We start from the raw sequence: 14477 nt of genomic DNA, 5'->3' as shown, positions 1-14477 counted from the left end.
TTGACAATGCCAAACCTTCACCTCTTACCTCCATTTAGATAAGACATCTAAATTATAACAATAGTACTGAATTTTCACAGACATAAACATTGTTCATTCAGGTACATACATTCTCTGCAATGGTAGCAATGCCCTAACGTCATTCGGCATATTTTCGTACCATTTAACTACTAATTCGACTAATTCGTCTAAATCTACCAGCCTTACTGAATTATGTTTTGCAACTGCTTCAGCGTGGGAGGTAAATCCACCGGTGGAAACAAATAAGCTATTAGCATCGATAGGATTTGCCCCTAGTAATTGTTGGATCTCTGGAGCAGATGCAGAAGATTTCCGATGTTTAACTTGTACTTTTATAATTGGTTTTTCAAAGCCAAAGGCATCCTTAAATGCCAATACATCTACTCCGCCATCAGGCCCTTTGGGACTTACTTTAGTATTATAATCCATTGCTTGTAATAGCCCACCTACAAGTTCTTGCATTTGCCAAGGATCAAGTTTATCCACTTTATCTTGTACCATTACTAATGCTTTACTAACTAAGTCTTCAATAATTTCACTTTCCTCTGCTTCATCATCTTTAGTACCTTCCGAATATGGATGTTCCGATAATTTATCAAACTCACTTCCCCAGTCATCAACACGAAAAACGGTTAATACAGAACCCAAACTATTCTTTGCAGCTTGCGATAAGGAATCTCTTTCTATAGCAGCTTCTTCCCAGTTCACTCTAATATGGTTCGGGTATGCAGGATTACCTATTGCTTTGTCATAGAAATGTGCTTCTGTAACCGTGCCTACCAAGTACTCTCTTGTTTCTTTAAAGTATGTTATTACGCGATCGCCTTTTTTAATGTCTCTGCTAAATCACCAAACTTGATTAACCCAACTGCTTCTAGACATTGGTTTACTACCAGAAAATTCCCCATTTGCCTTTTTTTCATTTCAGCTTTAGTATGAAATTGTTTTGGATCACCTAGCTTAGGCCACCCTATAGATTCAATACCTTCTTCTTTCCATGTAAAAATTAATTCATTATTATCCCCCGCTCGTATCATCCACCATTTTGTCATAATTAGCTCTCCTTTAAATAAACAGCCCTAGCACATTCACATTCGGATAATGCTTTCTGCTAGGGAAAAGTTGCAGTAATTATAAAATTCCATATATCTGATCAAATTATTATATATTAACTAACCAACTCCCAATTCCCTTAAAAAACTGCATCTGTAGGATCAGAATAAAAAACAGGCTGAACCTTTACTAACAAATCTGAAGGTACAGTTTGAAAGTCGGCCACTGGCGATTCATTACGAACAGTGCCTGGGACTGTTCGTCAAAAAGCTTTTGATTAACAAGATCATCAGATTGAATTGTATTCATTCCCCCACTTATAAAACAAATAAATATATATGATCATTAGAATAAAATTATTGGTGTGGCTTATTGCCCTTCCTCTCAAAATACTCATGTAAGCGGTATTCGCAAATTTCTTTTGTCCATTTATATAAAAGCTCTTGATCTTCATCGTGAATATCAAAATCCAATGAAAGCACACCGTCGGTAAATGATAGTAGACCCTTGGAGCCTCCACTCCATTTTGTCATTGGCATATCAGCGATCAGCTTGGCCACCTTCGTTTCATCGTATTCCCACAGCTTTTTCGTTCTCTTATCCGAAAAATCGGTTTGCTTCCGATACTCTTTTTCAGTTAAATAGCGATGGAAGAATGGTGCAATTTCTGTAGGTGTAACAGGTTTCGTCCAACTATCAATCCCCCGCTCAAGCATATAGAGTAGGACGATCATTTTATAGCTTTTATTCATTCCCGTACGTTCAACTTCTTGAAGCCAATCCGTGTGATGTTGATAGACATCCTTTTCCTGATCAGATAACTCTTTTGCCCAGTGCAGAAAACCTACATACGATTTAAAATCTTGCCGATACGCACGACTTTCAACATTCCCATGTAAATGAAGCTCTAAATAAGTTGGACGTCTCCCTAACTCTTGTTTTAACTCGATATACGCCTGTCGTAGCCGTTCTTTGCGTGGTTGTTTCTTTCTTGCTAACTCCTTTAGAAGGTCAATTGCTTTGACATCGAGATCAAGGACACAGCTCTCAGGTACTTGCGGCTCAACTACCGCTTTTGCTTTTTTACGCTCGTCCTCTGTTCGAGTATCAAACAAACTGAGTTTAATATCTGCATTGCGGTAGTTACCGATTAAATCAATGATCGTGCAATGGTCTTTTCCATTAAACAAACGCAAGCCACGGCCGATTTGCTGGGTGAACACCGTTAATGATTCTGTTGGTCGCACAAACAACAGCGTATCAAGTGAGGGGATATCGGTCCCTTCATTAAATAAATTAACAGTAAAAATGACGTCAAGGTCCTTATTTTCAATTTGTTTGATCGCTTCTCCCCTGCTCATCTCCCCGCCATTTGAATGGAGACTAACAGCCTTAACGCCTTGATTCTTAAAGTAATTCGCTAGAAAATTGGCTTGTTTGATCGATGAACAAAAGCCAAGTGTACGTGTCTGCTTATGCTCCTGCCATGCACGAAACACCTTTTCGGCCATCTCTTCTCTTAATTGCACAGCTAACAGCTCTTCCACATCATAGCGATTTCCGAGCCAGGTCACTTGTGAATAGTCTGTTTCATCATAGACGCCATAATAATGGAATGGCGCTAACCACTGTCGTTGAATGGCCTCAATAAAATGGAGCTGAAAGGCAACATTTCCACCACAAATGCCATAGACGTCTTTTCCATCCATCCGATCTGGTGTCGCGGTAATTCCTAACAAAAAGGATGGTTCAAAATAATCGAGCACACGCTGATAGGTTTTCGCTGCCGCATGATGAAATTCATCAATAACGATGAGGTCAAACCGATCCTTAGCAAATTGATGAAGATGCTGTTGATTGGCTAACGTAAAGATCGAGGCAAACACACAATCGGCTTGTCCTTCCTTTTCTCTTCCGTTATAAATCCCAAATGAGCGTTCAGGCATAATGTGTTTAAAAGACTCTTGAGCTTGTCTTAAAATTTCTTCACGGTGGGCAACAAATAAGACGCGTTTGTAGTCTTGAGCAAAAAAGCCAGCTAAGTATGTTTTCCCCAATCCTGTTGCCATCACGACCATCGCTTTATCATAGCCTTCTTCCACCGTTGTACGAAGAGCATCTAGTGCTTGTCGTTGTGCCGGTCGTGGTGAAAGCGGCTCATACGAATCCCTCTTTTCATAAACAGCCTCAGCTTGCCCATGCTCGACTTTCGGGAGCATTAACTCGAGTTCTTCTGTTTCCGTCCATGTTTTAGCCAAATTAGGGTTTTGCTGATGCATTCTTTCATATGCGGATTGATAGGTCGCAATCGTCTCCTCGTTCACTGGTATCGTTTGCTCATGGTAGAAGACCTTCATAAACTGATCCAGTGCATCTTCAAATGTAGCAGGTGCAACCGTAGACTCCATCGCAAGGTTCCACTCGACACCATGAGTGAGTGCCGAACGCGAGAGGTTCGATGATCCAACAATTAAAAGACCTACCTCATCCGATCTTTGAAATAAATACGCTTTCGGGTGAAAGGATTTCCCATTGCTTTTCCATAACCGAACCTCGATGCTTTCATCAACATCAATTAAAGCTTGTAAGGCTTGTGGTTGCGTGACATACAGATAATCTCCAGTGCACACTTTCACCTCAGCCCCACGTTCAACTGCACGTTTCAACGACGGAGCTAAACGTTCGACACCTGATTTCATCGCAAACGAGGTCAAAATATAAATCGATGAAGCCGTCTCCATAGCAGGCACAATTTCATCAATGAGTGCTTCAGTTAATAGCTTCACTTTAGTCATCTTCAACATCAATCAGGAACACCTTATCCTGAAAGCCTCCACGCTTTTCAGCCTTCTCCGCTCTGATCTTTTCAATTTCAGCCATTGAAAAACCATGAACAGCTGCTAGCGCATGCATGACCTCTAACAAATCAGCAAGTTCCTCAACAGCCTTCTTGTCATCACTTTCGCTCATATACTCTTCTAACTCTTCACGGCTCTTTGCCTGTAATTCTTTTATGTACTCGTTATCATCTAAAATTCTCGTACGACACAGCTTGCCAGCTTCCTCAATCACTTCAGGAATTTTATCACGAACTAATTTATTGTATAATGGCATAAACGTCTGTCCCTCCCAAACATTTCCTGTTCCCTCTAGTTTATCATGACAAGAACTGACAAGAAAATGTCTAAAAAGCCTTTCGACGAAAACATCGAAAGGCTTCAAACATTAATAGATTCTTTTATCAGGGATCACACCCCGAACCCCGCCTCGCGGGTTATCCATATCTCCATGAAAACGGGGAATCAGATGGACATGTACATGAAAGACTGTCTGACCCGCAGCTTCACCACAGTTAATACCTACATTAAATCCATCTGGGCGATACTTCTCACCCAACAGCTCTTTACACTTCTCTAACAACTCATTGATAGCCTCTCTTTCCTCTAACGTTGTATCAAAAAAGTCGGCAACATGCCTTTTTGGTATGATTAAGATGTGCCCTTTGTTCACTGGATAGAGGTCATAGGTGGCTAGTGCTAGGTCGTTTGAATAGATGATGATGTTGCTATCTAATTGACAGAATGGACAGGTCATAGGTACCTCCTGGTATTTTGATATAAAAGGATAGCGCGTTGCATTGTTAAGATCAATAATTAAATTTCGACTTTCGTCTTCTAACTATGGACAATGATGGTATATGTTGATTGAGTCATTCATTCCGCTAGCCATTGATTTACATCACTTTATTCGCCTTTTGCACCATGTGTGGTGGCATTTCCTCTTTCAACTTCCAGACAAAGCTCATTGGTTTGCTTCCCGAGTGCTTTACATATTCTGCTGTCCCTAAAAATATAAACGGTGAAGTATATCCGTTTTCTTTGTTATACTCTCTGACAAATAAGGCGATCGTATGGCCGTTTTTCTTATGATGAATATATCGCTTCGCTGTTTTGCTTCCTTCGGCGACACGGCTTTGCGTTTGCCAATGAAATAAGCGTTCATTGATTGCATAGTCATCATACAATGTTGAAGGAGAGAAATCTTTCTCAGATTTATTTAACGTGATAAAGAAAATATCAAGATCCTTGTCCTCAAAATATTTAACCCCTTCTCGAAAAGTAGGACTTTGCTTCTCATTGTAATATTCGAACGCAGCCAGTACTTGTGTCTTAGAGTAGTAGCTATGTACTTTTAAGGGACAGTCAAACGTAAAATCATTTTCCTTTTCAACAAAGGTAATCGTTGAATAGTTGTATTGCAAAATTTGCTTTAATTCCTCTCGAACTTCATTTGTTTCTAGCATTGCTCCAATACCTTCTGCCAATGATTTATACCCTTCTTTTTCTGGTGCCTTTTGGTAAAAGGAATAGTAAAACATTGCTTCCATGATCTGATCATTTTTACTGCTGCCTTTGTTACCGTTCAAGTAGTCAATTAAGTACGTAAGAAAAGTGCTCGAATCTATATGAAAGAAGTTTGGAATCCGCTTTTTGATTACTTTTTCATTTTTAAACTCAAAATCATCTTTTATTCCTGCTTCAACTTTCATCTGCATAAAAGAACGATCACCATTTTTTCCATAAAAATCATAAAGTGATAAATGATAATGTTGTAAGAAATTAGCTAGTGTTAATGATAAGCCGGTATCTTCTTCAAAGTATTTCATCTTACTTACAAGGTTTTTCCTTGAGTTCTTCGTTTCATTGATGTTTCTTAGAATATAATCTTTCGCTTGCTTTTCTAATTGAATAAAGCAGCCTTTTGGAAGGTTAAAGAAACCATTTTCCACATAATGCTTTACGGAATGTTTTGTTCTGCCAATGAGGCTACGAAACTTATCTTCAAAATTATAATTTTTATGCGCTTGACCAACAAAGTCTAAAACGGTAAGACATTCTTTCCCTTCAGAGAGTCTGAGACCCCTTCCTAATTGCTGAAGGAATACAGTGAGACTTTCTGTTGGACGTAAAAATAGAATTGTATTGACTTCAGGAATATCAACCCCTTCATTATATAAATCAACAACGAAAATAAATGAGAGGTCCCCATTTACTAGCTTACTTTTTGATTCTTCCCTTGTTTTACGATCACTCTCACCATATAAGGCAATTGAAGGGATGTTAGATTCATTGAAGAAATTAGCCATATATTTTGCATGTTCAATACTGACACAGAAACCTAAGCCTTTAACCTCATCGATATCAGTCACATACTTCTTTAGCCCTTTAATAATTTGATTGCTTCGTAGTTTGTTTGACGTATAAACGTTTTCTAATTCCCGTATGTCATACCCTTTTCGACTCCATTTTAGCTTTGATAAATCCACTGTATCTGTGACACAAAAATATTGAAATGGAGATAATAGCTTCTGATCAATCGCATCGGTTAATCTCATTTCTGCTGCAATTGTATCATCAAAGTATTCTAAAACATCTTTTCCATCCATTCGCTCTGGTGTCGCTGTTAGTCCAAGCAACACTTTAGGTGTATAATGCGTTAAAAGCTTTTGATAAGACTTTGCAGCTGCATGGTGGAATTCATCAACAATTATGAAATCATAAAAGTCGGTTGATGTTTTCTCGTATAATTTAGAGCTATTAAAGCTTTGGATACTAACAAACAAATGATCTAATGAAGACGGGGTGTAGCCAGCAACAAATAAATCACCAAAATTGAAATCCCTAAGGATAGAGCGAAAAGTATCTCTACTTTGTTTCAAAATTTCTTCCCGATGGGCAACGAACAACAGCCTAGGTCGTCGGCCATGTACCTGGATAAACCGCTTGTAATCAAAAGCAGAAATGACAGTTTTGCCGACACCTGTGGCAGCGACTAAAAGGTTTTTATACCTGCCAAATACTTCTCGTTCTGCTTGTAAACGCTCTAAAATCTCTTTTTGATAGTAGTATGGTTGAATATCAAACAATACGGCAGGGCCATTATTTTCGTTATCCTTGGACTTGTTTAACGCTGTTTTGAGCCGTTTTAAATCCTTCTCTTCCTTGTTATTAAACAACACAAATTCACCGTCATTCCAGTAACTATCAAACGTCGCATCAAACTTTTTAATGATATCAAATGAATCTTTTTCAGTGACCTTTAAATTCCATTCTAACCCTGATGTCAGTGCTGGATTTGACAAGTTAGATGAACCTATGTATGCAGTAGTGAATCCTGTATTTCGCTTAAACATGTATGCTTTTGCATGTAATCTTGTCCTATCGACATCATACGAGATTTTCACCTCAGTATTTTCTAACTGACTTAACTCAAGAATGGCTTTATAATCAGAAGCTTCCATATATGAAGTTGTAATAACACGAAGTTCCCCCCCATTTTCAGTGAAGTCACGAAGCTGTTCAATAATGCAACGGAGCCCACTCCATTTAATAAAAGAAACCAGCATATCTATTTTGTCAGACGTTTGAATTTCTTTCTGTAATTCTCCTAACATGTTTGGTTCATGATGTGAGCCTGTAAATAAAGAGCTTTCTGATAGTGGTGTGACTGGTTTGATAACTTTTTCTTGCTTTAAACTTCTTGAATGGTTCCACTTTGAGTAAATCGAAGTTAATACTTCTCCTTCCTCAGCAATCTGTAACGACTCGAATTCCTCATCGTCCAAACGTTCACTTAACACCGTGATAATCTCGTTACATGTTTCCAGTTGTTTAAATAATGCTTCCTTGTCATCTTTTACATCGTCCCTTACATAATTTAGCGCTCTTCTTGTTATAGAAGAAATATAAGAAGCTAACATCTTTCTGGCTTCTTCAACATCCAGCTTTTCCTTTCTAATATCAACATTTTCAACCTGTTCAAGTTCAGCTTTCAACCTGTCTGTAATGATTTCTTCATAAACTCCTTCTGGAAGCATCCGTTCACCTCTTTTCAACTTTGGTTTAATGAAATGTGTCGGAGCGAACCTCGATTCACTCTTCTTACCTACATCTCTGTTAGACTTTAACCGAATCTATTTATACAGGGAAATAAGAACCTCCCCAACACCAGTACATTTATTTCTATTGTAACAATAATATACAAATGATGGCTAATTTAGACAAGAAAAAGACCTGACTCTTATTTTAAGCCAGGTTATCGGACATCATTTGGCCCAGTGCCCACATTTGAAACATCTCTAACAACGCCTTATGAGACGCTTTGTTTCCCAATATACGAAGGGTATCAAAGGAAACTTATGGATCTAAAATTGACGAAAATGTAAGCACTCAAAAATATGAATTGCGTTTAACTGGTAAAAAAAAGCAGGGGATCCCCTGCTTTTAACATATCCTTATCTTTACTTTCATTTTGCGCATTAACCTATAGCAAATGTCTCAATCCCTCACCTTAAACCAAACTTCAGCATCACTTCTGCTTTGAAACGCTATGAGTGGATCTTCGTCGTCTTTGTCAACAAGGAAGTACGTAAAGCCTTCGCGTTTTGCTCCAGCGTACATTACGTTTCGTAGGTAGGCTCTAATCCAGATAATGAAATGAAGTCATCATACGTGTTTTCAGTAGTACTAACTGAATGAAACTGAGCATGCGTAAAGTCATATGGCTCTTTCGACCTCATGGACTTTCACAAAATATCTAGCTAGGATATATTCTTAGTCCTCAGCTGTTGTATCGAAACAATCTGAAATGGAAGCTATAAAATTGTTTTTGTTAGATCAACTGCATTCTTTCAGTTTGCTCTGAATTGTTAATCTTAAGCGACTTTCTGTATTCTTCTGCTTCTGCCAATTTGGTAAATTCAACTGTTTTATTGTGGTTTTCTTTTACAGTTTTAGCGATTTCGTCAAGTGTTACATTAAAGAACTCTTTTCTCGGGTTTACTTTGTTTACTTGAGCATATTCAAACGCCTTATGAAGTGCATTTTCTAATTTTGGTGCATCTTCGGAAAAAATCATTGCATGAACATCAAAACCAAATGGGACAGAAGCATTTCCTAGCTCATTAACACGGTCTAATGGCTCTAGTCGACGTGTCATTCCTATCTTGAAAATGTTTTCACCGAATGACCCAATATTTGAAATGATATATACATAGCCTGCTTTAGCATTTTGCTCTCTATAATCAACTGCTTGTTTCTCCTCATGGATATATGCTAACTTTTCTTTAATCTCATGAATTTTAGTCTCAATCTCTGTTTTCATTTCCTCGTCAGCATTTTCTAGCTTCATCTTATATTGTTCAATAGCATTATTAAAATGTTGTTCATCTTTTTCAAGCTTTTTCTTTTCACGCTCAATTTCCATTTGCACACGCTTCTCTTCTTTAATCTGCTCTTTCAGTCTTCTTTGTTCTTCCTTCTCTTCCTCTTTCTTAACCTGGTATTCATATGAAAGGTATAACTCATCTAGTTTTAACCTTAAATACTCTGGTTTAATTTCAATTTTGTTCTTTTTATTCAATTTATTTAGTTGCTTGTAAGCATTTCTAATTCTCTTCTCTATAGTATCTACATTATTAAATTTTACTTTTACTATGGCGGCATCACATTCATTATTGAATGCTCTAACAACCATTTTTATATTATCATTGTTAAGAGCCTCACCTTTCTTTTTACTACCATCTACTGTCCAGTTATTTGAATGATTTGTTGCTTTTTTATTGGAAGCCATCGTTTTTTGTTTTTCTCTAATTTTATCAAGTTGATTTTTATATTCCTCCGAATTTTCAAACCCATACTTTGGTTCATAAAAGCCAAATGATTGGTTAAGAATTTCTTCATCTAAGATAATAATTTCGCCTTTTTTCTCTTTAATTTCATCCTTCAATTTGTTTAGTTTTAATTCGTTGGAATTTATATCCCTCTGTATCTTCTCATTCTTCTTTATTAAATTATCATGTTGCTGCCTTGCCTTTACAACATCTCCAAAACCACTTTCTTCCCACTCTTCTTTTACTTTTTTATTTTCAATTATCTGCATAATTAATAATGCTACACCTATAATTAGAGGAACAATCAAGAATGATAAAGCAAACCATATACTAATAAACCAAGTTGAAAGGTACCACTTATGATTCCCCATCATACACCTCCAAATAATCATTTAAGTAAGGTCAGTCTTTACTATTTCAAATTGGCTGGGATGGTATTACAAAAAAAGTACGGATAACCCGCTTCTTCTTTTTTTATCATACAGATTGAATAATCCCAACTATCTCAATCCCTCATCTTAAACCAAACTTCAACATCACTTCTACGTTTGAACGCTACAAGTGGGTCTTCGTCGTCTTTTTCAACAAGGAAGTACGTAAAGCCTTCGCGTTCTGCTCCAGTGTACATTTCGTTTCGTAGGTCAGGCTCTAATCCAGAGACTGAAATGAAGTCATCATACGTGTTTCCTGTCGTACTAACTGCATCAAATTGAGCATGCGTAAGGTCATATGGCTCTTCTTCGACCTCATTTATTTTTACAAAATATCTAGCTAGGATATATTCTTGACCTTCACCTGGTGCTTCGTTAAATTGATTTGCTTCACGGACAATGTTCCATGCTTCTTCGCCGCTCATGACCTCTAGTAGTTCCATTTCTAATTCGACATTCCCATAGAAGAGGTCATAGTAATTTAATGTGATTCTTTCCCCAATGACTAATGGATTTGCTCGTGTTCCAATTTCATTTTCTTTTTGCTCTGAGCTTTTAGCTTGTGCATCTTGTTCTGGTTCGAATGTGACAAGGATGTCTTCTGGTGGCACTTCTGCACTTAGTAGTGCTCTAAATTCATGATAGGTGTCACGCATTTCTTCGTCTTCTGCTGTCGGGTCAAAGAACCAGCCGATTTTATCTTCGTAGACAAAGAAGATCGTTTCCTGAATTTTCTCTTCTTCTGTTTGTTGTCTTGTCAGTGTTAGCTATTCCTACTTCACCATCTTCTTCATGCTCGATCGTTTCAATAATAGCAAACTGGTCCATATCAATCGTTGGAATGTCACCTTCAGCTGAAAATCCGCTCATTAATAAAAATAACGGTTGAACCTCAGGGTGAATGTAATTTTCAATGGCTTGCTCTCGCACACCGGCATCAGCACTGAAGAAGTCGCCAACAAAGTTTTCGATCATTTCATCTTCTGTCGTTAATTGCTCCTTACCATCTAACCAATTCACTTCTGTTTGCTCACTTGCCTGAGTGCTATCTACTTCCTCGATTGTCGTTTCTCCACCACAACCTGTTACTGTCATTGCCGCTGCTGCAATGGAAATGAAAAACAAAGATAATTTTTTCATTTTGTTATCCCCCTATGAATGTTATTTACAAATACAGGATAACAAGTAGAAGTGACACCTTATTGTCAGCGAACAAACGTTTCTTCCGTCCTATTTTTTACAGATTTTCTTGTTCATACATCCCTAACCAATTCTTAAGCATCTCTCTCATTTCTTTCGCGAAATTCGACTGGCTCAATGATTTCTGCATCCGTGCCGTACTGCATCACCCATTGTAGGAACTCTCTGTCATGGTTTAACGTTACTTCAAATAATTGGCTTCCATCTTCTCTTTCGGTTAACTTAGGCTTCACAAACAGCTCCTCTTCTTTTATGTAGCGTGCGATATTTTTGTTAAACAACACCTTAAAGTGAATCTTGTCGCTCCCTTTGATAATCGACCACGTATGGTTAAAATAGTCTTTAAAATTCAGCTCTTTCTTCTCGAATGTTTCACCTGTTTGTTTGACATCAAGGAAGCGGCTCATTCTAAACGTAAGAAACTTATTTTTCTCACGACAAAAAGCAATCAAATAAAAGCGATGATCGCGAGGAATGAGATAATAAGGGTCAAGAACACTTGTCGTTGTGACATTGCGACTTTGTGTATGATAGGTTACTTCAAGAGACTTTGCATGAACAATCGCTTGAATCACTGGTGATAAAAAGTTACTTTTTTCCTCTTGATACGCAGGTGTCCCCATTTGGATTACTGACACCATTTGCTCCAAGACGGTTTGTAGATCCTTCTTTTCCTTTTGATGAGTGGCCATGACTTTTTCATAGGCTGTATAAAAATCAGGTGGAATTAAGTGACTGATTTGATCGAAGGTACACATACCCTTTTCCATAGCCTTCATTCGTAATCGGAATGTGAGCGGCACTTAACATCTCCAAATCACGATAGATAGTTCGGTTGGTTGTATCACATTTCTCAGATAACTGTTTCGCTGTAATACCAGGGTTTGATTGAATAAGTACGATGATTCGAACGAGCCGGATTAAACGATCTGACATACCATCACTCTTTCTATTAAGATGTTTAATTCAACCTAAAGTAAATTATGGGATATATTTCCTCTACATGAATCTTATCATGACAAAAGTTGACATGCATAGTGCATGATTAAAACAACAAAACAAACGAAGGACATGATATAAACATCATCATGCCCTTTTGTATCGTATTTTATTTATGTTCAATTTCAACTTGCCAATCATCTCTATTATAACCGGCTTCTTCAAATATTTTTAAGCAAAAGTTATAAATTGCTTTTGCACTAAGATTAGCTTCCAGGTAGTGCCCATTTGGTAATTTTTTTGCTGCTCTCATTTCTATACCATCCATTGATAAAAATCCTGAATTTTTCTCCATTAGTTTTTTATATTTTTTAATATCTTGCTCATATATCGCCATGATTGTTTTTTCCATCACTTCTCGCCACGTGTTAACAGGATAAGACTGTTGATGAATTATTAACAACCTGGGTGAACTTCCAGTTACTTTCTTCATTTCATTTTCCGGTTTTCCGAAATAGGGCCATATTTCCAGAAACTTATTTATTAGCACGTTTGCACGTTCTTCAATATTTATTTGATTCCATTTTTCAAATTCACTTATTTTTTTATTAAGAAAGATATTACTATCCTTATAATATTTTCTTTTTACGCTAAATGGCTCATTTGATAATTCTGTATTATATGCAGAAAGTGTAAGATTTCCTAAAGTATGTAAATAAACAGAATGTACATACTCCGCATTCTCACCTAACTCTTCAATCCATTTTTCAGTTAACGTTTGAGGCATAATATGCTCAATTGTAGCTTTTGATAGATTTGCTTTTTCTTTATGAGAATAGGAATTTTCAATTATTTTTAATATGAATGCTCCTTTTTTGCGACGATCTCCCTGTCCATATAGATGGTTTTCTTTTAAGGAAGATTTCACCTCTGGATCTTTTGGATAACCTCGATTCTGTAAATAGCCCATAAGTTCAGAAAGAGAATCCTCAGATTCATGAGTACTAATTTGATTGTATAGAGATGCAAAAATTTTGTTTAATGCTTTAGAATCAACATTACAAACAAAACGTCTTACTAAGAAATTTTCAATAATAGTCAAAATGTTACGGAATTGCTTTTCATCATACTTACCCTTTTTATAATCATGATAGATGTACAATAAAAAAGGATATGCTGTCTTGGCTTCAAAATCATTAATCCTTTTTAATAGGTTCCTGATATCTTTATTATCCTCTTTATCTGGGTAGAGTAACTTAGCATAGTAACTCGCGAGATTTGCAATTTTCTTTAAAAATTCCTTTACATCCTGTCCATCTATCTTTTCTTTAAATTTAACGTAAACATCATTTTTCTTCACATTAATATTTATACCCAGGAGAAAATGCCGAACAAATTCAGTCAAGTATTCTCCCAACTCTTCCTGGATTGGCAACCAATAACGGTTATAATAATCATCCTGATCATCTGCAGGAATCCTCATAAACAAATAATTTCTGATTAAGTCGGCCTGTGTTAAAGGTTGACCTTTAGCATTTAAACTTTCAAAAACTAGATAAGGATTGTCCTCCGTAGATAGAACAATACTTACTATAGCAAGGTTCGTAGTAAGAGTATTTTTTATTGTAGTTAAACTTTCAGCGACTTCATTTAACTTTTTGACAAAATATTCATACGCTTTAACAATTAATGAATCCTTTATACCATCCAATGGTTCCTTATTTAATATTCTTTTAAAATGTTCTTTATCAACTTGAGTTGGAAGGAACTTATATTTTTCCTCTCCCGATTTAAAACCATTTATTAGCAATGTATGATGTATCTCATCAGACAGATTTTTATCCACCTGTTTCTCTGCAGTATCTCTTATTGCGGCAAGTAAAATAAGTAATGTAGTCATTCTTTGCTGGCCATCAATAACCAAGAACTGTTGAACACCGTGTGTATTTGCATTAACCGGAATAGAAACTATTGAACCAATAAAATGGGATGTGCTTTGTTCGTCTTCAATTAAGTCTAGAATATCCTCCCAAAGTTGTTTCCATTGTTTCTCATTCCAACTATATGTACGTTGAAACATTGGTATAATATACTGTTTAGTACCTTCAATAATTGATTGAAGATTTGTTTCACTTGCTTTCATAATTTTCACACCCTTTTTG

At 36.8% G+C, this 14477-nt stretch carries 10 protein-coding genes and 1 pseudogene; all 11 read right to left on the bottom strand.

The window, feature by feature from the left end:
* Positions 1-93 precede the first annotated feature (93 nt).
* Positions 94-1073 (bottom strand): annotated as a pseudogene (locus KH400_RS13750) (restriction endonuclease).
* 357 nt (positions 1074-1430) lie between these two features.
* The gene (locus tag KH400_RS13745; protein WP_217225494.1) at positions 1431-3869 is read right to left on the bottom strand and encodes a DEAD/DEAH box helicase family protein; all 2439 of its coding nucleotides are present in this window, start codon (positions 3867-3869) and stop codon (positions 1431-1433) included.
* Positions 3862-4188 (bottom strand): nucleoside triphosphate pyrophosphohydrolase, encoded by a 327-nt coding sequence (locus tag KH400_RS13740; RefSeq protein WP_217225423.1) that lies wholly within the window; start codon positions 4186-4188, stop codon positions 3862-3864. The genes KH400_RS13745 and KH400_RS13740 overlap by 8 nt, the downstream gene beginning before the upstream one ends.
* Before the next feature lie 111 nt (positions 4189-4299).
* The gene (locus tag KH400_RS13735; RefSeq protein WP_217225421.1) at positions 4300-4668 is read right to left on the bottom strand and encodes an HIT family protein; all 369 of its coding nucleotides are present in this window, start codon (positions 4666-4668) and stop codon (positions 4300-4302) included.
* Between the two features lie 139 nt (positions 4669-4807).
* A complete protein-coding gene (locus KH400_RS13730) occupies positions 4808-7951 on the bottom strand; it encodes a DEAD/DEAH box helicase (RefSeq protein ID WP_217225419.1) in 3144 nt (1047 codons plus the stop codon).
* Positions 7952-8745: 794 nt separating this feature from the next.
* On the bottom strand, positions 8746-10119 hold the full coding sequence (locus KH400_RS13725) for an SNIPE associated domain-containing protein (RefSeq protein ID WP_246589565.1): 1374 nt from the start codon (positions 10117-10119) through the stop codon (positions 8746-8748).
* A gap of 131 nt (positions 10120-10250) precedes the next feature.
* Entirely contained in the window at positions 10251-10832 is a 582-nt protein-coding gene (locus KH400_RS13720; RefSeq protein ID WP_217225417.1) for a hypothetical protein, read from the bottom strand.
* A 40-nt stretch (positions 10833-10872) separates the two neighbouring features.
* Complete coding sequence (locus KH400_RS13715) at positions 10873-11316, bottom strand: hypothetical protein (RefSeq protein ID WP_217225416.1); 444 nt, start codon at positions 11314-11316, stop codon at positions 10873-10875.
* A 134-nt stretch (positions 11317-11450) separates the two neighbouring features.
* Positions 11451-12134, bottom strand: coding sequence for a WYL domain-containing protein (locus KH400_RS13710; RefSeq protein WP_246589564.1), 684 nt, complete (start codon positions 12132-12134; stop codon positions 11451-11453).
* Positions 12094-12312, bottom strand: a complete 219-nt coding sequence (locus tag KH400_RS24120) for a helix-turn-helix transcriptional regulator (RefSeq protein ID WP_246589563.1) — start codon at positions 12310-12312, stop codon at positions 12094-12096. Before KH400_RS24120 ends, KH400_RS13710 begins: the two co-directional genes overlap by 41 nt.
* Before the next feature lie 172 nt (positions 12313-12484).
* Entirely contained in the window at positions 12485-14458 is a 1974-nt protein-coding gene (locus KH400_RS13705; protein ID WP_217225414.1) for a DUF262 domain-containing protein, read from the bottom strand.
* Positions 14459-14477 lie beyond the last annotated feature (19 nt).

The organism is Desertibacillus haloalkaliphilus (genome assembly GCF_019039105.1).
Classification (GTDB): Bacteria; Bacillota; Bacilli; order Bacillales; family KJ1-10-99; genus Desertibacillus; species Desertibacillus haloalkaliphilus.
Note: the sequence above shows the minus strand (reverse complement) of the source record. Positions and strands in the feature narration are given on the sequence as shown.

Coding starts and splice junctions, on each gene's coding strand:
- KH400_RS13725 (WP_246589565.1), bottom strand. CDS start 10,119: ATGATGGGGAATCATAAGTGGTACCTTTCAACTTGGTTTATTAGTATA.
- KH400_RS13730 (WP_217225419.1), bottom strand. CDS start 7,951: ATGCTTCCAGAAGGAGTTTATGAAGAAATCATTACAGACAGGTTGAAA.
- KH400_RS13715 (WP_217225416.1), bottom strand. CDS start 11,316: ATGAAAAAATTATCTTTGTTTTTCATTTCCATTGCAGCAGCGGCAATG.
- KH400_RS13735 (WP_217225421.1), bottom strand. CDS start 4,668: ATGACCTGTCCATTCTGTCAATTAGATAGCAACATCATCATCTATTCA.
- KH400_RS13720 (WP_217225417.1), bottom strand. CDS start 10,832: ATGCGTGACACCTATCATGAATTTAGAGCACTACTAAGTGCAGAAGTG.
- KH400_RS13745 (WP_217225494.1), bottom strand. CDS start 3,869: ATGACTAAAGTGAAGCTATTAACTGAAGCACTCATTGATGAAATTGTG.
- KH400_RS13740 (WP_217225423.1), bottom strand. CDS start 4,188: ATGCCATTATACAATAAATTAGTTCGTGATAAAATTCCTGAAGTGATT.
- KH400_RS24120 (WP_246589563.1), bottom strand. CDS start 12,312: ATGTCAGATCGTTTAATCCGGCTCGTTCGAATCATCGTACTTATTCAA.
- KH400_RS13705 (WP_217225414.1), bottom strand. CDS start 14,458: ATGAAAGCAAGTGAAACAAATCTTCAATCAATTATTGAAGGTACTAAA.
- KH400_RS13710 (WP_246589564.1), bottom strand. CDS start 12,134: ATGTGTACCTTCGATCAAATCAGTCACTTAATTCCACCTGATTTTTAT.